This is a genomic window from Eisenbergiella porci (assembly GCF_009696275.1).
Lineage (GTDB): Bacteria > Bacillota > Clostridia > Lachnospirales > Lachnospiraceae > Eisenbergiella > Eisenbergiella porci.
On sequence record NZ_VUMI01000004.1, the window covers coordinates 16,667 to 37,909 of the forward strand.

Sequence of the window (21,243 nt, forward strand, 5' to 3'; positions counted from 1 at the left end):
TGGTGGACACAGAGGCGCGGCCATAGGACGGCGGTGGCAGGGACCCAAATGGGGTGTGAACAGTAACGCTCCAGGAAAAATTTTTGAAAAAAAGTCTTTACAAATCAAAAGTATTAGTTTATATTGAAACGCATAAAAACATTGTTAAGAGATAGAATAAGACAGGTTGACAAGGGTGTCAAAGAGCTTGCAGATGCGGGCTCTTTGGCGCCTTTTTATATATGTAGATTTTTCATGCAGGGCAGGAGGAGAGTATGGCGGTAAAATATGTTTTTGTGACAGGCGGCGTTGTGTCCGGCCTGGGAAAAGGAATCACGGCGGCTTCACTGGGACGACTGCTGAAGGCGAGAGGTTACCACATTACCATGCAGAAGTTCGATCCCTATATTAATGTAGATCCGGGAACCATGAACCCCATCCAGCATGGGGAAGTATTCGTGACAGATGACGGTACGGAGACAGATCTGGATTTAGGGCACTATGAAAGGTTTATCGATGAAAGCCTTGACAAAAATTCCAACGTCACCACCGGGAAAATATACTGGTCGGTACTGCATAAGGAACGTCGGGGTGATTATGGCGGCGGAACCGTTCAGGTGATTCCCCATATCACGAATGAAATCAAGTCCCGTTTTTATCGGGCCAGTTCCCCTGAGGAGGAGACCATTTCCATCATAGAGGTGGGCGGGACTGTAGGAGATATTGAGAGCCAGCCTTTTTTGGAAGCGATCCGTCAGTTTCAGCATGAAATGGGACATGAAAATGCGATTCTCATACATGTAACCCTGATTCCTTATTTAAAAGCTTCCGGTGAAATGAAAACAAAACCCACACAGATGAGTGTGAAGGAATTGCAGGGCATGGGGATCTGGCCGGATATTCTGGTGTGCCGCTCCGATTATCCGGTGGATGAAAAAATGAAGGAAAAGATAGCTTTGTTTTGTAACGTAAAAAAAGAGCAGGTGCTGCAAAATATGGACGCTCCCTCTTTATATGAAGTGCCGTTGATGCTGGAGAAGGAAAAACTGGCCCAGGCCGTCTGCGAATGTTTAAGGCTGCCCTGTCCAGTGCCGGACCTGAACGGCTGGAAGGCGATGATAGAGGATCTGCTCCATCCCTGTACCTCTGTGACGATCGCCCTTGTGGGAAAATATGTTGGGCTGCATGATGCTTACTTAAGCGTGGCGGAAGCTTTAAAACATGGCGGCATCGCAAACCGGGCGGACGTGAATATCCGCTGGATTGATGCTGAAGAGCTTACACCTGAAAATCTGGAGGGATATTTGCATGATGCGGACGGCATTTTGGTTCCGGGAGGATTCGGGCAGAGGGGAACAGAGGGAAAAATCCTGGCGATCGAATATGCGAGAAAAAATAAAGTTCCCTATCTTGGAATTTGTCTGGGCATGCAGCTTGCCATCATAGAGTTTGCCAGAAATGTGGCCGGACTGCCTGATGCAGCCAGTGCGGAGCTGGATCCTGATACGAAATGTCCGGTGATCGCGCTGATGCCAGAACAAAATAATGTGATTAATCTGGGTGGCACCATGCGGCTGGGCTCCTATCCCTGTATATTGAAGGATGGGACACTGGCCCAAAGGCTGTATGGAAAAAAAGAAATTTCAGAACGCCACAGACACCGTTATGAAGTAAATAATGCATACCGGGAATGTCTGATCCAAAAAGGTATGTGTCTTTCCGGATTGTCGCCGGACGGACGGATCGTGGAGATGGTTGAGTTGGAGAAACATCCTTTTTTTATTGCCACTCAGGCCCATCCCGAATTTAAATCGCGGCCGAATCATGCCCATCCTCTTTTCCGGGGCCTGATCGCCGCAGCCGTGGAATACACTACCGTCAAGGAGGAGGAATAACAATGAAACAGATACAAACACAACAGGATCTTTACAGTCCGGCATTCGAACATGATAACTGCGGAATTGGCGCTGTCGTTCATATTAAAGGCAGGAAAAGCCATCAGATAGTGGTGGATGCTTTAAAAATCGTGGAAAAGCTGGAACACCGCGCCGGGAAGGATGCAGAAGGCAAAACCGGGGACGGCGTTGGCATACTGACTCAGATTTCTCACCGTTTTTTTACAAAGGTCTGCGGGCAGGCCCAAATTCATATCGGCGGTGAAAGAGAATATGGCGTGGGTATGTTTTTCTTCCCCCAGAATGAACTGAAACGCAGCCAGGCCAAAAAGATGTTTGAAATCATTGTGGAAAAAGAAGGTATGGAATTTCTGGGGTGGCGGGATGTTCCCATCCGGCCTGAGGTGCTGGGACATAAGGCCAGAAAATGTATGCCTGTAATCTGTCAGGGCTTTGTAAAAAAGCCGGAACAGTTAAAAAAAGGACTGGATTTTGACCGCCGTCTTTATGTGGTGCGCCGCGAGTTCGAGCAGAGCAACAATAATACCTATGTGCCTTCTCTTTCCAACCGTACTGTTGTGTATAAGGGAATGTTTCTTGTGGGACAGCTGCGTACCTTTTTTACAGACCTTCAGGACGAGGACTATGAGTCCGCAATTGCCATCGTACATTCCCGCTTTTCTACCAACACAAATCCCAGCTGGGAGAGAGCGCATCCCAACCGCTTTATCGTCCATAACGGTGAAATCAACACCATCAGGGGAAACGCGGATAAGATGCTGGCCAGGGAAGAAACCATGCGGGCGCCGGCATTTCTGGCGGATGATCTGACAAAGGTCCTTCCGGTGGTAAACACAGGCGGTTCCGATTCTGCCATGCTGGACAATACGCTGGAGTTTCTGGTGATGAGCGGCATGGAGCTTCCCCTTGCGGCCATGATCACCATTCCGGAGCCCTGGGCCAACAACGATACCATTTCCCAGGAGGTGCGCGATTTTTACCAATACTACGCCACTATGATGGAGCCCTGGGACGGCCCTGCATCCATCCTTTTTTCCGACGGGGATCTGATGGGAGCGGTACTGGACAGAAACGGCCTTCGGCCCTCCCGGTATTACATCACTGATGATGACCGGCTGATTCTTTCCTCAGAGGTTGGGGTGCTGGATATTCCGGCGGAAAATATTCTCAAGAAGGAACGCCTGCATCCGGGGAAGATGCTTCTTGTGGACACGCAGAGGGGCATGGTGGTAAGTGATGAGGAAATAAAGGAATATTATGCAAAAAAGGAACCTTACGGGGAATGGCTGGACAGCAATCTGGTTACCTTGCAGGAATTGAAAATTCCGAATGAGAAAATTTCCTCCTACACAAAAGAGGAACGCGCAAGACTGCAGAAGTCCTTCGGTTATACCTATGAAGAATACCGGGAAGGCATCTGCGCCATGGCTTTAAACGGCACGGAGCAAATTGGCGCCATGGGTGTGGATACCCCTCTGGCCGTCCTGTCGAAAGAATATCAGCCCCTGTTTTATTATTTCAAGCAGCTTTTCGCACAGGTGACGAATCCGCCCATTGATGCGGTGCGGGAAAAAATTGTAACCTCCACCACAGTATATGTGGGGAAGAACGGCAGCCTGCTGGAAGAAAAACCGGAGAACTGCCAGGTGCTTAAAATCAATAATCCAATTTTATCGGATCTGGATCTTTTAAAAATAAAAGAGATGACGAAACCCGGCTTTCAGGTGGCCTGTGTCCCAATTATTTTCTATAAAAGCACTCCCATAGACAGGGTGTTGGAGCATCTGTTTGTGGAAGTGGATAAGGCTTACCGGGAAGGAGCCAATATCCTGATCCTTTCTGACCGGGGCGTGGATGAAAACCATGTGGCAATCCCCTCTCTGCTGGCCGTTTCTGCGGTACACAAGCATCTTGTAAAAACGAAAAAATGCACAGCGCTTTCCCTCATCCTGGAATCAGGGGAACCCAGAGAAGTACACGATTTTGCAGCCCTTTTAGGCTATGGGGCCTGTGCGGTCAATCCTTATCTGGCTCATTCCACAATCGCGGAACTGGTGGAAGAGGGTTTTTTAAATAAGGACTATTATGCCGCTGTGGAAGATTATGACAGGGCTATTTTACAGGGCATTGTAAAAATTGCCTCCAAAATGGGGATTTCCACAATCCAGTCTTACCAGGGAAGCCAGATTTTTGAAGCCATCGGAATTTCCAGTGAAGTCATTGACCGGTATTTTACCCAGACGGTGAGCAGGGTGGGCGGCATCACTCTGCAGGATATTGCGGCCCAGACCGATGAACAGCATTCCAAAGCCTTTGATCCTCTGGGGCTGGATACGGATTTGACCCTTTCTTCCATGGGACGGCACAAAATGCGGAGCCAGGGGGAAGAACATCGCTATAATCCCCGCACCATCCACCTGCTGCAGCAGTCCACAAAAGAGGGCAGCTATGAAAAATTCTGCGCCTATACAAAGCTGGTGGATGAGGAAAATACCGGATATTTACGCAGCCTCATGGATTTTCGGTATCCGCAGACGGGGATATCCATAGAAGAGGTGGAAAGTGTGGAATCCATTGTAAAGCGTTTCAAGACAGGCGCCATGTCTTACGGTTCCATTTCTGAGGAAGCCCATGAGGCGCTGGCGGTTGCCATGAACCGGCTCCACGGCAAGTCTAACAGCGGAGAGGGCGGAGAGAGTGAGGAACGTCTGGAATCTGCCGGAACCGATCACGACAGAAGCTCTGCCATCAAACAGGTTGCCAGCGGGCGCTTTGGCGTAACCAGCCGGTATCTGGTGAGCGCCAGGGAAATTCAGATTAAGATGGCGCAGGGGGCAAAACCTGGTGAAGGCGGCCATCTTCCCGCCAAAAAGGTATACCCGTGGATTGCCAGAACCCGTCATTCCGCGCCTGGCGTAAGCCTGATTTCTCCGCCGCCGCATCACGATATCTATTCCATTGAGGATCTGGCGCAGCTGATTTATGATCTGAAAAACGCCAATAAATATGCCAGAATATCTGTAAAGCTGGTGTCTGAGGCAGGCGTTGGCACGGTGGCGGCAGGGGTCGCAAAAGCGGGGGCCCAGGTTATCCTGATTTCCGGCTATGACGGCGGCACCGGGGCCGCGCCGGTAAGTTCCATCCACAATGCTGGACTGCCCTGGGAGCTGGGGCTTGCGGAAACACACCAGACACTCTTGCGCAACGGGCTCCGTAATCGGGTGGTCATTGAAACAGACGGTAAGCTCATGAGCGGCCGTGACGTGGCCATAGCAGCCCTTCTGGGCGCAGAGGAATTCGGTTTTGCTACGGCTCCCCTGGTGACGCTCGGCTGTGTGATGATGCGGGTCTGCAATCTGGATACATGCCCTATGGGCATTGCCACCCAAAATCCGGAACTTCGCAAACGGTTTACTGGAAAACCGGAGTATGTGATGAATTTTATGCTCTTTATTGCGCAGCAACTGCGGGAATATATGGCGAAGCTGGGCGTGCGCACCGTGGATGAAATGGTGGGCCGTACAGATCTGTTAAAGAAAAAGGATTTCCTGACAGGACAGGCAGCGAAGGTGGATTTAAGCCTTATTCTGCAGGGAATGAACGAAGGAGAAAGGAAGAACTGTGTATTTGATCCGAACTGTGCCTATCATTTTCAGCTTGAGCAGACAAAGGATGAAGCAGAGCTTCTGAAAAACAAAGAAATTCTGGAGTCGGTGGTTCAGGGAAAAAAGAGCAGCTATCAGGTTCAGCTGACCAACACCGACCGCACCTTCGGAACCCTGCTGGGGGCGGAGGTGACACGGCATCATCCTTCCGGATTGCCGGAGGATACCATTACCATACTCTGTCAGGGAGCGGGCGGACAAAGCTTCGGCGCATTTCTGCCCAAAGGGATCACCTTGTCTTTGTGCGGCGACAGCAACGATTATTTCGGCAAAGGCCTCTCCGGCGGAAAACTGGCGGTTTATGCGCCGCCGGAAGCAAACTTTGTGCCGGAAGAAAATGTCATTATAGGCAATGTCGCTCTCTACGGGGCCACCGGAGGAGAAGCCTATATCGCCGGCATGGCAGGCGAACGCTTCTGTGTGAGAAATTCCGGCGCAACAGCGGTTGTGGAAGGCGTGGGTGAGCACGGATGTGAATATATGACCGGAGGCCGGACGGCGGTGCTTGGACCCACCGGTAAAAACTTTGCAGCCGGCATGAGCGGCGGCATTGCCTATGTGCTGGATGAGGGAAATTGTCTGTATAAAAATCTGAATAAAGAAATGGTGCTCATGGAAAAGGTGGAAACCAAATATGACCAGGAAGAGCTGCGGGCCATGATCGAAGCCCATGTGGCCCACACCAATTCCCGAAAGGGGAAAGAAATTCTGGCACATTTTGCACAATATCTGCCTGCCTTTAAAAAAATCATTCCTGCAGATTACAAACATCTGATTCAGTTGTCTTCCCAGTTTGAAGAACAGGGCATGAGCAGACAGGAGGCACAGATAGAAGCATTCTATGCGGGCGTCAGTAGAAAGTGAGGAAAAAGAATGGGAAAATCGACGGGTTTTTTGGATTATGAACGGAAAACGGGACCGGTGTCAGCTCCGGGCGAAAGAATTAAAAATTTCAGAGACTTCCATGGCGCCCTTTCCGAAGAACAACAGCGCCTTCAGGGAGCAAGATGCATGGAATGTGGCGTGCCCTTCTGTCAGGCGGGAGTGATGATCGCCGGTATGGCATCAGGCTGTCCGCTGCATAACCTGGTGCCGGAAATCAACGACCTGGTATATCGCGGCAACTGGGAGCAGGCCTATATCAGACTGTCAAAAACCCATTGCTTCCCAGAATTCACCTCCAGGGTCTGCCCGGCTTTGTGTGAAGCGGCTTGTACCTGCGGTCTGCACGGTGAACCGGTATCTACAAAGGAAAATGAAAAGGCTGTAATCGAGTATGCCTTCTCGAAAGGACTGGTAAAGGCTGACTCTCCCCGTGTGCGTACAGGAAAGACCGTAGCAGTTATCGGCAGCGGACCGGCAGGACTGGCGGCAGCTTTACTGTTAAACCGCCGCGGCCACAGCGTGACGGTATATGAAAGAAGCGACCGTCCAGGTGGACTGCTTCGCTATGGCATTCCCAATATGAAGCTGGAAAAAGGTATCATAGACAGACGCATTCGTCTCATGGAGGCAGCAGGCGTCCGTTTTGAATGCGGAGTGGATGTGGGAAGGAACCTCCCCGGAAAGGAGCTGCTCAAAAAATATGACCGCATCCTTCTGGCCGGAGGTGCATCAAACCCGAGAGATATTGAAGTGCCCGGCAGAGATGCAAAAGGAATTTATTTTGCGGTGGACTTTCTCAAAAATGTGACTAAAACGCTGCTGGACAGTAATTTTAAAGAAATACCCCATCACCTTGCCAGAGGGAAAAAGGTGCTGGTGATCGGCGGCGGCGACACAGGAAACGACTGTGTGGGAACCGTTATCCGACTGGGCGCCGCCAGTGTGGCTCAGCTGGAAATGATGCCGAAAGCACCCGCAGGGCGGATGGCCAACAATCCCTGGCCGGAATGGCCAAAGGTGTTAAAGACTGATTATGGGCAGGAAGAAGCGATTGACCGATTTGGCCATGACCCAAGAATTTATCAGACGACGGTTACCGAATTCCTGAAAAATAAAAAGGGAGATATATGCGGTGCCAAAACAGTACAGCTGGCGCCCGTACGTGACGAAAAGACGGGGCGGATGCGCATGGAGCCTGTCCCCGGAACCGAAAAAGAAATTCCTGCAGATCTTGTGCTCATTGCAGCAGGTTTTTTGGGCAGCGAGAGTTACAGTGCAGAAACTTTTGGTGTCAAATTAGACGGGAGGACGAATGTGGAGACAGCTCCCGGTTCTTATTGCACCGAAAACACCAGAATTTTTACGGCAGGCGATATGCACAGAGGACAGTCTCTGGTGGTCTGGGCTATCGCAGAAGGCACAGAAGCCGCTGCCCGGATCGACGAATCTCTGATGGGCTATACAGGCCTTTAAGGAACAATATAAAATGTGCAAATCAGAACAGGAGACAGTCATGGAAAAAAGAGAACAGTTATATGAAGGAAAAGCAAAAAAGGTTTTCGCAACTGATGACCCAAACATGGTGATTGTCAGCTACAAGGATGATGCTACCGCCTTTAACGGGCAGAAGAAAGGGACGATTGACGGAAAAGGTTCCATTAACAACCGAATGAGCAATCTCCTGTTTGAACTGCTGGAGAAAAACGGGATTCACACTCATTTTGTAAAGGAACTGAATGACAGGGAAACTCTTGTGAAAAAAGTAGAAATCGTACCTTTGGAGGTTATTGTCCGCAATGTGGGCGCCGGCAGCTTCGCAAAACGCATGGGCATTGAAGAGGGCAGAACATTAAAATGCCCAACAGTGGAATTTTCCTATAAAAATGATGCACTGGGGGATCCATTTATCAATCACTGGTATGCGCTGGCGTTGAATCTGGCTGCCGAAGAGGAAATCGAAAAAATTACGGAGACTGCTTTTGCGGTCAATGAGGTGCTGCGAAATTTCTTTGCGGCCGCAGGCATTGAGCTAATTGATTTCAAGCTGGAATTTGGAAGATTTGATGGCAAGATCCTTCTTGCGGATGAAATTTCCCCGGACACCTGCAGGCTGTGGGACAGTAAAACCAAAGAAAAGCTGGATAAGGACCGTTTCAGGCGGGATATGGGCGGAGCAGAGGAGGCCTACCAGGAAGTATTTTCCAGAATCGGCCGCCTTAAGTATCTGCTCGGTGTTACTCCAAAACATCTGCGGAACATCTGCATATAATAGCGTTGTCCATTAAAACAGCACCTGGCAGCGCCTGCAGGTAGTCCTGATTGATATAACCGACGCTGTGACGAGGGACGGGACTGCGGCAGCATAAAAGAATTTGGATTGAAAGGATGTTTTCAGGCAGTTGAGGGCAGGCTAAAAGATATGGTAAAGTCTGTCGCTCAGGTCCTTTTCGTTGTATAATAAGTTTGTCGTAGAGGACTGCTTCCCTCTGGATATCATGAAGGAATGGCAGGAAAATAAGGAACCCGGAAGCTTGTTTATACAGGAACAGGAGCGGATATGTATGAAAAAGGAATTGGAGTATTTTTATATAGAAAATTCATTTGGTGGGAATCAGGACTGGTTTCGGGATTATTGGATGCACCTGGGCGGGTGTGCTGCCGCCGCGGCTTGTGACAGTTGTATTTCAATGGAAAAAGCAGGTGTGAAGAAGAAGCTGTATCCGTTTGATATTAAAAATCTTAATAAGAGTGATTATCTGGATTTTCCATGTTGATGAAGCCATATCTGCGGCCAAGGTTGAAAGGAATCGATCGGCTGGATATCAGGGGAGCTTTATGTAAAAGAAACAACCTACGGAGGATACCGGTATTTGTCTTTTCAGGAATTGTGGAACAGTGGATACCGGGAAAACGGCGGTATGATATTGTATTCGTAGATTGTATAATCGTTACTTTATTCCGAACTAAAGGAGAAGCCAGGGAAATAAACGGGTGGTGGCGCTGGTGACAGGTATATTGACAGCGCCGGTAACAAGTGGTACAACAGAGACTGTTTCCAATAAGATCATATACTGGCGCTTATTCCTGCAAAGAATCCTTCCATTCCTTTGCCTGCCGTGTCATTTCCGAATAAACCTCATCGGCTCCGGCGGCCTTCAGCTTTTCCTGTGTTGCCTTTATGTCCTTTTGGGGATCATCTGAAAAGCCAAGGTAGAGCAATTTGATATTGGTGTTATAAATATCATTCATAGCTGCAACCTGATTTTTCACACTTTCATTGTTAAAGGTAAATGCTGTGAATTCCCCTGCCTGCGCTGTTTTTATCCACTTGTCATATAATTTGTCATAATTGGGGATTCCGCCTTCCACTGATTTCCAGTATTTATCATTTCGGATGCCCCAGTTGCCGTTGGTGTCGTAGGGATAATTGCTGTTATTTTCCGTTAATTCAATCTTTCCATTGCCAAGGTCAATGTAATGCTCTCCTTCAATCCCATAGCTGAAAAGGTCATGAAGCTCTTCGTCATTGCGCAGCAGATCCAGCGCCATGAGTGCACGCTCAGGGTTTTTGGACTTTGAGAAAATGCACATGCCATTTGCAAGATACGACTGTACGATAGCAGGGACATCTCCCTGTGCGTCCACCACACGGATATCCCATTCGGGGTGCGCAAGGGTATTATTTGTATATTCACTTTTCGCATTATTGATATTCATCAGTGCAGCGGCGCTTTTTCCTGCCGCAAAGCTCTCTTTGTTGTTCTGTGTATTTACCACAGCGCTCTTACTCCAGAAACCGCGGTTTTTCCAATCCTGAAGCTTTTCTACGGCAGTAAGGAAAGCGGGATCCTCCGTCTCATTGAATACGGTGACGGTATCGTCCCCTTTTTTGGAATATCCCATCAGCTGCATGGGATTGATTTTTTCCAGACGGTTCACTGTTTCCTTTTGCCAGAACAGGTCATAAAGCATACGCGCATCGAAGTCGGAGCCGATATCCAGAGGAATCAGGGACGGTTCATTTTTCGCGATCTGATCCAGATAGTTTTCCACATCGTCCATCGTCTCTACTTTCTCAATCCCATATTTTTTCATGAGATCACCGCGTACAAGGAATACAAAGGCAGTGAGCTCTTTATAATTCATGGGAAGCATATAGACCTTCCCGTCTGCTTTAGCCTGTTCCCAGGCATCTTCATAAATGCTTTCGGCGGTCAGGGGAGCATATTTTTCAAGCATATCCTTCGTGATTTCATAGAATCCCTGTTTGCTTGCCTGGGTATTGTACATGGCCCAGTCTGCGGAGTAAATCAGGTCAAAGTCCTCACCGGATGCAAATACCAGGGGATACTTCTGCTCCCATTCCCCCCATCCCATGAATTTAACTTCGATGGTCGCATTGATTTTTTCTTTCAGCTTCTCATTAATCCGGTCAAATACCTTGTCAAAATCCGGCGTCCGCTCACCTAACAGGTACATGACAAGCTTCACTTCCTGGGAAGTATCAATGGCTTCCGTTCCTTCCGTCTCCGCAACAGCCGCTTTACTGTCCGGTTCTTCGGACGGCGCAGCAGCCGGAGCGGTGTCTGCCGGCGGCGCGGGCTTTTGGCCGCATGCGGATAAAAACATGCCCCCAAGCATTATCAGTACCAGAAACATTGCAAGAATTTTAGAGTTTCTTCTCATTTGTAACCCTCCTTAATTAATTTTTCACCGGGGCGGCACTCATCCCTTCACGGCCCCGATAGTAACCCCTTTAACGAAATACTTTTGTAAAAATGGATACAGCAGGACAATAGGACCTGTAGCCACCACAGTCATCGCAAGCTTCACAGGTTCGCTGGGAACCTGTGCGGATGGAATTCCCGCACGGGCTGCGGCATTCATCATTCCCTGGCTTTTGTTGAGAATATCGTTCAAATAATACTGCAAAGGATACATTCTGTCATCATCAATATAGAGCATGGCCGCATACCAGTCATTCCAATAGTTCAATGCAATAAACAGTCCCACCGTAGCAAGGCCGGCTTTGCTTAAAGGAAGCGCGATGCGGCGGTATATTGTCCAGTCATTGGCGCCGTCCAGCCGTGCCGATTCGAAAACTGCCTCCGGGATGTTGGCCATATAGCTTTTGAGTATCAGCAGGTAGGTGACATTGACTAACGTAGGCAGAATCAGGGAAATATAATTGTTTTTAAAGTGAAGATATTTCATATTGAAAATATACCATGGTACAAGGCCGCCTCCGAAAACCGTCGTAAAATAGAAGAAAAAAGAAACGGTATTACGGTATATAAAATCTCTGCTTGAAAGCGCATAGGCAGCCATGCTCGTAACTATCATGCTGGAGAATGTACCAACGGCAGTCACAAAAATTGTGACCCCATAAGCATGCAGCATATCTTCCGGCGCTTTGAACAGAAACTGATATGCTTCCAGGGAAAATATTTTCGGAAGCAGGCGGTATCCATCCGTCAGGATCGAATCCTGGCTGGTGAAGGAGCCTGAGAGGATAAGCCAAAACGGGAGAGTACAAAACAGGGTAAGCAGCGAAAGCAATACCACACTGATGATATTGAATACTCTCCGGTTGCTGCTGAATTTTCTATTGGAACCGGTTTGTGTTTCCATTGCTTTCTCCTTTCAGAAAAGTGTATAGTCGGGTTCTACTTTTTTGACCGCATAATTGGCGAGCATAATCAGGATAAAGGAAAATACGGACTGATACAGGCCTGCCGCGCTTGTCATACCGAATTCCTGCAAATACATCAGGCTGCGCGTCACATATGTGTCAATCACATCCGTAACCTCCAGCGTCATAGGGTTGTTGCCCGTCACCTGCCAGAACATCTGGAAATCCCCTTTCATAATGGTGCCGATGGAAAGCAGTATCAGAATGACCATTGTCGGCCGGATGCACGGAAGCGTAATGTTCCATATTTTCTGCCACATTGTGGCTCCGTCCACATCCGCCGCCTCGTAAAGCTGATCATCGATATTCACCACACTTGCCAGATACATCACAGTACCATAACCCAGGTTTTTTAAAAGGCTTGCGCCGATCAGGATAGGAATCCATACTTTCGGATTGGAATAAATATCAACACTGTTCAGCCCCAGCTGACGCAGCAGGGTATTTACAGCGCCGAATTCATAATTAAACATATTGTATACAAAAGCGCCGACCACAACCCATGAAATAAAATAAGGCAAAAACATCAATGACTGCGTGATGCGTCGGAACAAAATTTGGAAAGGAACACAGAATGTTGCTGTTTCGTCATAATGCCTGATTATATTTGTGCAGCTATAAAAACAGATGTATAATATGTTCATAAAATGAAAGGGGAAATCTGCTATGATATCCGTTTTGATTGTAGATGATGAAAAGCTGGTGCGGGATACTCTGGCAAATTACATAAATTAGGGAGAACTGGGCGCAGATGCCGTATACCTTGCGGAGAACGGCGTATGCGCGCTGGAGCTTGCGGAAAAAGTGCAGCCTTCCATCGTGATAACTGATATTAAAATGCCGCATATGGAGGGCATGGAATTTGCGCAGCTCATCCGGGAACAGTTCCCCGGCAGCCGCCTTGTTTTTTTGAGCGGCTATACGGATAAGGAATACCTGAAGGGCGCCATCCATTTACATGTTGACGGGTATATTGAGAAACCTCTTGATTTACCGGAGATTTCATCCATGGTTCGTCAGCTTGTCTGTCTGTGCCTCCGGGAAGAGGCACAGAAGAATCCTGAGCTGTTTTTTTACCATGGGGATACAAAGGCAAGAAGGTAGAGGATGGAGACGTGGAGGTCCGCTTCAACAGCGAGGGAAAAGATGAAATCGGACAGCTCATTCTGCATTTCGACCATATGATGGGGCGTATCCAACAGCTGATGGAGGAAAAAATCCGGTATGGTTTTGAAATTAAGAATCTGGAGCTGAAAGCGCTCCAGGCACAGATCAACCCCCATTTCCTCTATAATACGCTGGATACCATTAACTGCATGGCGATCCAGAAGGCCGTGCCGGAAATCGCCGGTGTGGCCACCTCCCTGGCCACCTTTTATAAAATTTCACTGAGCAGGGGAAAAGACAGGATTCCTGTCTGCGATGAAGTCCTGCATGCAAAGATGTACCTGAGGATCCAGAATGCACGCTTTGAAAACCGGATTCAAACCAGATGGGATATTTCTCCTGAAATCGAAAATCTGTACATTATAAAAATAGTGCTCCAGCCAATCATTGAAAATGCGGCTATCCATGGAATTTATGAACGGGAGGACGGAACGGGGACCATTACGGTACATGGATACCGGAAAGGGGAAGGCGTATATATAGAGGTGGCCGATGCTGGAATCGGAATGCCACAGGAAAAAGCCGATGCGGTATTTTCTTCTCCGCCGGGTGAAATCGCACGGGAGCCGGGCGGATATGGTGTTAAAAATATTATTGACCGTTTAAAGATAGCCTATGGATACGAATATGGATTATCCTGCAAAAGCGTCCCGGGCGCCGGGACGGTGGTCACAATCCATATTCCGGCAGTCATTGAAATTTCCAACGAATAAAAGGAGCATATTTATGGAAAAAATATATTGTTTTACGCTTGATGATAACATCCGTTTTATGGAAAATGTCTGCCGGCGGAAGGAACCGTCTTTACTACAAAGCCCTTATCTGGCGATGCTCTTCCGTCAGCATAAAGAGTTTGGCTGCAAGTTTCAGCTCAATATGTTCTACAGCTATTATCCCGGAAGTTTTTCACTGGCTGATGTTCCCGATACTTATAAAAAGGAATTAAAAGAAAATTCCGGCTGGCTTAAATTTTCTTTTCATGCGCGCCATAATGATCCCCCATATCCTTATGAAGATGATGTAGCGCTTTTGAAGCGCGATTTTGAAGATGTAATGTCACAGCTTTACCGAATCGTAGGCCCGGACGCTGTGGCTCACACCACTACCATACATTATGCGGCAGCGTCCACGGAGGGCTGTTCCATGCTTGGAAATCACGGTATCAGGGGCCTGATTGGTATGTTTTATGAAAAAACGGGAAGGGAAGCCCTTCATTATCATCTTTCGCCGGATGAGGCGGAAAAACTTCGCAGGGGAGAATTCGTATATGATGCACAGACGGGCCTGACCTTCGCGCACAACGATATCATTCTGAACCAGCATGGGCTCGGTGAAACGGAAGCTATTATTGAAAACATGATTCAGAATGTGGAACGGGGGCAGCATACGCCGTTTATCCAGTTGATGACCCATGAGCAGTATTTTTATGAAGATTATGCTGCCTGGCAGCCGGACTTTGAGGAAAAGCTTCATTCCGCCCTGCGCATTCTCCACCAAAACGGATACCGGCCGGTTTTCCTGGAGGATGTTATAGGGGGGAAAACAGAAGGAGGGAATACGGAAAAACAGTAATTATTTTTTTCCTCCCCATTTTGGGAAAATCTTGAGAATTACCGTTTATACTTAACATAATAGGATAGAAATAAATGAGAGAAAAAGGTGATGAAACAGAAAATATTGATCGTGGATGACGAGTACGGCATAGTGGATATGATGAAGAGTTATTTTCAGGCGCGATATGAGGTCCTGACCGCATACAGCGGCAAAGAAGCGCTGGAAAAGGCCGCCCGGAATCCGGAGCTTATTCTTCTTGACATCAACATGCCTGAAATGGATGGCCTTGCGGTTTGCCGGAGGCTAAGGGAATATATCAGCTGACCCATTTTATTTCTGACGGCGGCGGGCCTTCTGGTGGGGACGTTGGTCCTGTTGGCGGCGGGGCTGGTCATTTATAACATTTTGAAAATCGCCGTATCCAAACGGATCAGACAGTTCGGGACGCTGCGGGCCATCGGAGGAGAAAAAGGACAGCTCTATGCCATCGTCACCACCGAAGTCCTCCTGTTATGTATTGGCGGAATCCCCGCCGGAATGCTGTTGGGGATGCTTTCGGCAGAGGGGATTCTGTCCGCCGCGGCCGGAATGCTGTCACCGGACATTTTTTTAGTGAATGACGCCGCACAGCTGAAACGGCTGATTACGGAAAACAGCGGCGGGAAAGGCCTTTTCCTTGCGCTGAGCGCCGTTATCACTTTAGGCTTTGCTTTGATTGCGGCTCAGCCTGCCGCCCGGTTGGCCGCGAATGTGCCGCCTGTCGTGGCGATATCCCATACCGATACCAGAGTCAGGCGCAGAGGGCGGAAGGCGAAACGGATCAGGAGCTTTGAACGGAGATATTGGAAGAGCTGGAACATTACGGCGGCTATATCAGCATCGGAAGCAGCGGGTTTGTCAACGGTGTTCAGATGATTGTAAACAACGGCCTGTACACAGAGCTTACAGGCAAAAGCGTCTATGAGGAGATACTTCCTGTTTTGAAAAAGGATGCGGACAGAAAAGCATTCGACACCACGCTGGAGGAGCTGTCCCGCCGGATACCGGGAACCACTGTCTCTCCTTTGAGCAGACGGACAAACAGCTGGAGGAAAGCTTCGCCCAGATTAAAATGCTCGCCTGGGGGCTGATACTTTTTATAGGACTGATTGGGCTGCTTAACATCGTTAACACCGTCTATACCAATATCCACACAAGGATCAGTGAAATCGGGCAGCCAGTCAATAACATTAATTACTTTGATACCGTTGTAATTTCCGGCGGTGAATCTGTCCAGAGTGAGGACACTTTTTTCATAATTGTCACGGATGGATTCCAGCGGCCTCATTTCCCTGGAGAAGGTTTCTTCAGAGGTCATGTCCGCAGTTACCTGGAAATAGTAGCAGGCATCCTGTCTGTGTGCGACGAAATCAACCTCCGTGTTCCCTGATTTTCCGATATTGACCTGGCAGCCGCGGCGCAGCAGCTCAAAATAGACAATATTTTCAATGGAGAAGCCTAAATCATACTTCTGTCGGGGGAGCATGTGGCTGCGCAGCCCCAAATCAACAACGTACCATTTGGAATTGGATTTCAGAAGTTGTTTTCCAATGATATCGATACGATCGGCTTTATAAAATATAAAAGATTCCTTCAGGGCTTTTATGACGGAAGCGTGCGCCGCGTGGCGGTCGTGCATAATTCGGACAAAACCCGCACGATGGAGGTCTATACGGATCTGCCCGGCATGCAGTTTTTATACCGGAAACTTTATTGAGTCGGACAAGGGAAAAGACGGCAAAACCTATGATTTCAGAGGCGGATTCGCGATGGAGACGCAGTTCTTTCCGGATACGCCGAACAAACCGCAGTTTCCTACGTCGGTGTTTGGACCAAAGAGACATTATCATACGGTGATGGAGTATCGGTTCGGCTGATAGGAAATGAAAATAAAAACGCAGAAAAGGATTTTTGATGAAATTTCTTTTCTGCGTTTATTAAGTTAGATGGTAATACTTAGCCCGTCATAGGCGGCTAGAAAGCCATGCTGTTTTGCTGCGGCAGAGAGTTCATTATGAAGCGGACAACATCCATGGGAAAAGTGTGTAATAATAAAAATGGTAGAGGAATCAGCGCATCCGTCAGCAAGCATTTTTTCTCTGATCTGAGAACATTTCTCAAGATTGAGGTGACTGCTGCAGGAAGCATTGGTACCCATAGTACAGTCAAGGCTGACAAGATTAAAGTGCATGGAAGAAATAGTTGCCCATGTTTCTTCACAGATAGATCCAGTATCATTACCATAAAAAACAGCTTTTCCATAATTGTCTGTAATTGCATACAGTAAACAGTTTTCGCGGGGGTCGTGCATTGCTTTTAAAGGCATAATTTGATACTGCCCGGTATAAAATGGAGAAAATGCAGATACTGTTTTAAAATCTATATAGTTTTTTAATTCTGTGGGAGCTTCTGGATGAACCAGAAGCTCTTCGTACATGGAACGGCATTTTTCATTTCCGTATAGGCATAAAGTTTGGGCGCGCAGATTATAGGCATAAGGAGCAGCCCGGAGAATAAGCTGCAGAGGATAAAAATGATCTGAATGCGAGTGCGTGAGCAAAACAGTTTTTACAAGATCAAGTTCCAGGCCATAGTGAATGGAATGATAGAAAGTATCTGGTCCATAATCCATCAATAAGTCATCATTGATTAGTACCTGCGGACGGCTCCGGAGATTTTTTCCTCTCATGATACGGGCATTTTTGCAGTTACTGCATTGGCAAAAAGGAGCAGGCCAGCCTTCTGCAGCGGCAGTGCCGAGATATTGAAATTTCATGGGAATCCTCCTGTGGTTTTAGCGGTATAAATAAATATCAAGCAGACCGCTGCATTGTTCCAGTATTTTGCGGCTTATCAGAACGGCACCGGAACGATATGGATTGGGCTGAATCTGTATAGCTAATTCCTGACTGCCATCAAAAACTTTCAACGGACTGGTATTTTTGCCGGATTTTATGTGATAGCAGAACATAAAAGGTTTTCCGAAACAACTGTAACAAAATTTCAGACCATCCATTTTTTCAGGTAAAATCGGGTCGATCAAAAGACCATTTTCACTGAAACGTATGCCAAGCACATTTTGAATGAGCTGGCGGATGTAGATCCCGGGACCGCTGGAATATAGACGCCATCCTCCTTTTACGCCGATAGAGCCGGATTTCAGGAGATCAAAATGCTGCGCGTATTCATAGCGATCATTATAAGCTCCATCAGAACTGCTGAAGTAAAGATTGCTTTGTCTGATGAGAGCGTTTGGAACGCTGTGCTGGATTAAAATAGGATTGATTGTAAAGAGGCAGTCCCATGCCTCTGATGCATAACCTAATTTTGTAATTGCTTCAATATAGCGGATATGGGCGTGAGTATATTGGAGGCTGATCTCACGTCCTACATTAGCAGCCTGTTCGGCACGTCGGAACAGATGGCTGACGCCTCCCTGATAATCAGCTGGTTTATCCATCAGTCGAACGCCATCAGGGCATTTAAGCTGCGTATGGATTAAAGCGACATTGCATTTAGCCTGATCGGCATCAGCAAGTTCTGCGATGATACTTCTGGTCATAGGGAGAAGCCTGTGATGAATGCCCGTTATTTGGTCGCTGGGGTGGATCATGTGGGTATAGTGTTGCCCGCAATCAAGAAAACCGGCAATAACTCCGTCTTTGATCAGGATATTTTCAAAGGCATCTTTTACTTGAAGTTTTAAATCTTTGAATTTTGCAGCCAGGGAGATTGCCGTTGCTGAATCTGCAAAATTTTGAAGTCTTTTTGAAGCTTCTTGCAGACTGCCCTCGAGTGCTTCAAAAGTTTGAAAGGCAAGTTCGACAGTCCATGAGCTTACGAGCCTCTGCTTTAAATCATCATTGGCAGGTTGGAGTGTATCATCCCAGTCGCCTCCTGCATAAGTGATCAGACCTGTATTTCCGATCATGCGTGTTTCAACGATATTTGATAGGGCGAGGGCAATATGCGCAAGCAGAGAATCTTTTAAATCTCCATTTTCGTAAGGAATAAGTTCTGTCAAAATGGAAAAATCTCCGGATGCATATAGATAATCGGCAGTACACTTAAGCGGCCAGAATATGACATCACCATGACATTCGCCGGGATTGATGGAATATCTGTCGAACATAAACCATTGAGGCCATTCGCGAGTAAGAAAATCCTGATGAGAAAAAATGTTGAGGAGAATGGATCTTACTAAGTGGTAGCGCTGTGTGGTCAGGAAAAATTCAATCGGTCCTTGACAAATATCCCGTGTTCCCCAGGCTGCTCCGCAGGGCTGTTCCAATCCGTGCGGCATGGAAAAGTGAATCATCGCATTGTGGGCATACCATCGAACCGTTTCATTAAGTATAGCAACCTGTTCTGTGTCTGATTTTGGAATCAGGCAAAAATGGTTGATCAGGGATTCGTAATATTCTATTCCTTTTTGCTTTTCCCTTTCGAAAGAGGTTGTCTGACGAATATCTTCGTATTCTTCCAAATATCCGCGGATTACTACAGAAAATTCGGAGCGCGCAGATATGGAGAGTGTCAGGAAAGATTCGTCAAAGGGGGCGTTGTCCTCGAAAAAAATTCTGTCGTCGCTGGCAGAAAATGAACACTCTGGGAGAGAGAGATTATAATGCAAGCCGGGATAGACATCACTTTGTAGGGTAAAACAAAATTCGTTTCCGGAGGTTGAGAAGTATACAGGGTTTGTATATTCATTTGTTCCCATGACAAGCTGAGAGGTAAGGATAAAATCATAGCTGTTTCCATTAACACTGCTGACATCTAAGGTCAGATTAGGAGCATTTACGGAGGTGTATGAGGTAATCAAAAGAATGTCCGTTTCCAATTTATAGTACCATCTGGAATAATTCATTCCCATTTCATACAAGGCGGGCAGATTAAGAAGACGATAAGTGTCGTTTATTTTGACATATAATCGCTGACCGCTGTTTTTCATTAAATTCAGAAAACCTCTGGGGGTCGAAAGCAGTTTGTGGAGATCAGTGTTCCCTATTACAACATGGCTGTTAAAGATGCCATACATATATTGCGTGGAAGAAATAAGAGAGCTGCTGATCTGCTCCTGGTCGGGAGGCGTAATGATGATTGTGCCATGAGGACGTTCTGATAACAGTTCTTTTTCTTTTGTTACAACATGGGTATGGTCTTTCGTAAAGAAAGAGAGCAGGGTATTATCCTGATATTCTTCCAGAGTGCGTTCCGGGAAAAAATGATTCAGTTCTTCTGGCAAAAAGGAATCAGAAGAAAAAGGCATTCCAAAACTCTTTCTGATTTTGACAGGATTTATGTACTGGAAGCATAGCTCTGTTTCGGAAGACGATAAAAAGGCATCTTTAATTTTATCCTGATATTCTGCTTCTGTAACGGCGTCCGGATGATCTGGCAGGAAATATCCATAAAAAGAAAGTCTTTTTTCGCCGTTCAAAGCAAAGCGTTCTGTCTGCAGAGCAGTATATGAGAATTCATATTGAAGATTTTTATCGCTAAGATTTCCGATAAGGGCTTCAGGAGCATTATTTTCTTTGCTGGAAAGACCGAAAAACTGCAGACCGTCAGTGGAATAATGAGCAGCTTTTGCGCCGAGGATACCTTGCTGCAGGTATGGAAAACAATTATCTGCGGGCATATTTTGTCTGGAGCAGATGATGTATCCGTTTTTCGTGTTAAAAATGGAATGCCCTAAATATTGTGAAGTATATAATTCATTTGTATAGATATTGTTTTCGGGGGCGATTCCAATATCCTGGCCGTAAACAAGGTCGACAGACTGGGCACAGCCATTGAGAACAACATCCCAAAACCAGCAGTTTTTTACTGGGCGGAAAGTTACAGTATAAGAGATTTTTGCAATTGTTCCACGATATTGAAGGGCTTTTTTGTGATAAAAGATACTGCTGCCGGAGTGTATGCCGAGCAGGGGATAGGATATAGGACCGTTTGGAGTATGGATACGAAGATATATATTATTTACGGATCCATCTTTGGCATTTCCCCGGAGTTGATTTATGAGGAAGTGTCCCTGCTTGAAAGTAAATACATCGCCGGTGGGCAAAAATGTGTAAGCCGCGTCGCCTTGTGTTAAGGACAGGAAGCGGTTCATTCTACTCATGATACTCATGGAAAAGAATCCTTTCTTAAATATTAAATAGTAGCATCAAAATGGAAACGTTTTCCTATAAAGTAAATAGAATTCAGAAAAATAAATGGGATAACTGGATTATATGAAAAACAGAAAATTATGTCAACAGGAACAATAAAATTATTTGAAAATATAGTAAAGTACATAATATATATAATTAAAGAGGAAAGGGGTGACGACTTGTTTAAA

Annotated in this window: 17 protein-coding genes; 11 read left to right on the forward strand and 6 right to left on the reverse strand. The window is 46.9% G+C overall.

What is annotated here, in order from left to right; genetic code table 11:
* The first annotated feature begins 254 nt into the window (after positions 1–254).
* The 5 genes from FYJ45_RS03275 to FYJ45_RS31650 all read left to right on the forward strand — a co-directional run bounded on the left by FYJ45_RS03275 (position 255) and on the right by FYJ45_RS31650 (position 9,219).
* Positions 255–1,874, forward strand: coding sequence for a CTP synthase (locus tag FYJ45_RS03275; protein ID WP_021637730.1), 1,620 nt, complete (start codon positions 255–257; stop codon positions 1,872–1,874).
* Between the two features lie 2 nt (positions 1,875–1,876).
* Positions 1,877–6,424, forward strand: a complete 4,548-nt coding sequence (gltB, locus tag FYJ45_RS03280) for a glutamate synthase large subunit (RefSeq protein WP_154463475.1) — start codon at positions 1,877–1,879, stop codon at positions 6,422–6,424.
* 9 nt (positions 6,425–6,433) lie between these two features.
* A complete protein-coding gene (locus FYJ45_RS03285) occupies positions 6,434–7,918 on the forward strand; it encodes a glutamate synthase subunit beta (protein WP_154463476.1) in 1,485 nt (494 codons plus the stop codon).
* Between the two features lie 40 nt (positions 7,919–7,958).
* Positions 7,959–8,714, forward strand: coding sequence for a phosphoribosylaminoimidazolesuccinocarboxamide synthase (purC, locus tag FYJ45_RS03290; protein ID WP_154463477.1), 756 nt, complete (start codon positions 7,959–7,961; stop codon positions 8,712–8,714).
* Positions 8,715–9,006: 292 nt separating this feature from the next.
* A complete protein-coding gene (locus FYJ45_RS31650) occupies positions 9,007–9,219 on the forward strand; it encodes a hypothetical protein (RefSeq protein ID WP_320620633.1) in 213 nt (70 codons plus the stop codon).
* Between the two features lie 304 nt (positions 9,220–9,523).
* Here the strand turns inward: FYJ45_RS31650 and FYJ45_RS03300 are convergent, their stop codons facing one another.
* Genes FYJ45_RS03300 through FYJ45_RS03310 form a run of 3 tightly spaced genes read right to left on the reverse strand, consistent with a single transcriptional unit; the run spans position 9,524 to position 12,781 of the window.
* Complete coding sequence (locus tag FYJ45_RS03300) at positions 9,524–11,131, reverse strand: DUF3502 domain-containing protein (RefSeq protein WP_154463478.1); 1,608 nt, start codon at positions 11,129–11,131, stop codon at positions 9,524–9,526.
* 39 nt (positions 11,132–11,170) lie between these two features.
* Positions 11,171–12,076 carry a carbohydrate ABC transporter permease gene (locus tag FYJ45_RS03305; RefSeq protein ID WP_154463479.1) on the reverse strand — a complete coding sequence of 302 codons (906 nt, stop codon included), beginning with the start codon at positions 12,074–12,076 and terminating at the stop codon, positions 11,171–11,173.
* 12 nt (positions 12,077–12,088) lie between these two features.
* A complete protein-coding gene (locus FYJ45_RS03310) occupies positions 12,089–12,781 on the reverse strand; it encodes an ABC transporter permease subunit (protein ID WP_154463480.1) in 693 nt (230 codons plus the stop codon).
* Positions 12,782–12,878: 97 nt separating this feature from the next.
* Here FYJ45_RS03310 and FYJ45_RS03315 point away from each other — a divergent pair, with 97 nt between their 5' ends.
* The 5 genes from FYJ45_RS03315 to FYJ45_RS29390 all read left to right on the forward strand — a co-directional run bounded on the left by FYJ45_RS03315 (position 12,879) and on the right by FYJ45_RS29390 (position 15,773).
* Positions 12,879–13,241, forward strand: a complete 363-nt coding sequence (locus FYJ45_RS03315) for a response regulator (RefSeq protein ID WP_154463481.1) — start codon at positions 12,879–12,881, stop codon at positions 13,239–13,241.
* A gap of 11 nt (positions 13,242–13,252) precedes the next feature.
* The gene (locus FYJ45_RS31325) at positions 13,253–14,017 is read left to right on the forward strand and encodes a sensor histidine kinase (protein ID WP_154463482.1); all 765 of its coding nucleotides are present in this window, start codon (positions 13,253–13,255) and stop codon (positions 14,015–14,017) included.
* Between the two features lie 13 nt (positions 14,018–14,030).
* Positions 14,031–14,876: a hypothetical protein gene (locus tag FYJ45_RS03325; protein WP_154463483.1), complete on the forward strand. Its 846-nt coding sequence runs from the start codon at positions 14,031–14,033 to the stop codon at positions 14,874–14,876.
* A 90-nt stretch (positions 14,877–14,966) separates the two neighbouring features.
* Positions 14,967–15,182 carry a response regulator gene (locus FYJ45_RS03330; protein ID WP_154463484.1) on the forward strand — a complete coding sequence of 72 codons (216 nt, stop codon included), beginning with the start codon at positions 14,967–14,969 and terminating at the stop codon, positions 15,180–15,182.
* 33 nt (positions 15,183–15,215) lie between these two features.
* Positions 15,216–15,773, forward strand: coding sequence for an FtsX-like permease family protein (locus FYJ45_RS29390; protein ID WP_195841633.1), 558 nt, complete (start codon positions 15,216–15,218; stop codon positions 15,771–15,773).
* Between the two features lie 43 nt (positions 15,774–15,816).
* On the opposite strand, the gene FYJ45_RS29395 is transcribed toward FYJ45_RS29390, so the two are convergent.
* Positions 15,817–16,494, reverse strand: a complete 678-nt coding sequence (locus FYJ45_RS29395) for an ATP-binding protein (protein WP_330588525.1) — start codon at positions 16,492–16,494, stop codon at positions 15,817–15,819.
* On the opposite strand from FYJ45_RS29395, the gene FYJ45_RS30275 reads away from it, so the two are divergent.
* A complete protein-coding gene (locus tag FYJ45_RS30275; RefSeq protein WP_235930560.1) occupies positions 16,384–16,614 on the forward strand; it encodes a hypothetical protein in 231 nt (76 codons plus the stop codon). The two genes, FYJ45_RS29395 and FYJ45_RS30275, sit on opposite strands and share 111 nt — an antisense overlap.
* Before the next feature lie 225 nt (positions 16,615–16,839).
* Here the strand turns inward: FYJ45_RS30275 and FYJ45_RS03350 are convergent, their stop codons facing one another.
* Both FYJ45_RS03350 and FYJ45_RS03355 read right to left on the reverse strand, forming a co-directional pair.
* Positions 16,840–17,673, reverse strand: coding sequence for an MBL fold metallo-hydrolase (locus FYJ45_RS03350; protein ID WP_154463485.1), 834 nt, complete (start codon positions 17,671–17,673; stop codon positions 16,840–16,842).
* 18 nt (positions 17,674–17,691) lie between these two features.
* Positions 17,692–21,033: a GH36-type glycosyl hydrolase domain-containing protein gene (locus FYJ45_RS03355; protein WP_154463486.1), complete on the reverse strand. Its 3,342-nt coding sequence runs from the start codon at positions 21,031–21,033 to the stop codon at positions 17,692–17,694.
* Positions 21,034–21,243 lie beyond the last annotated feature (210 nt).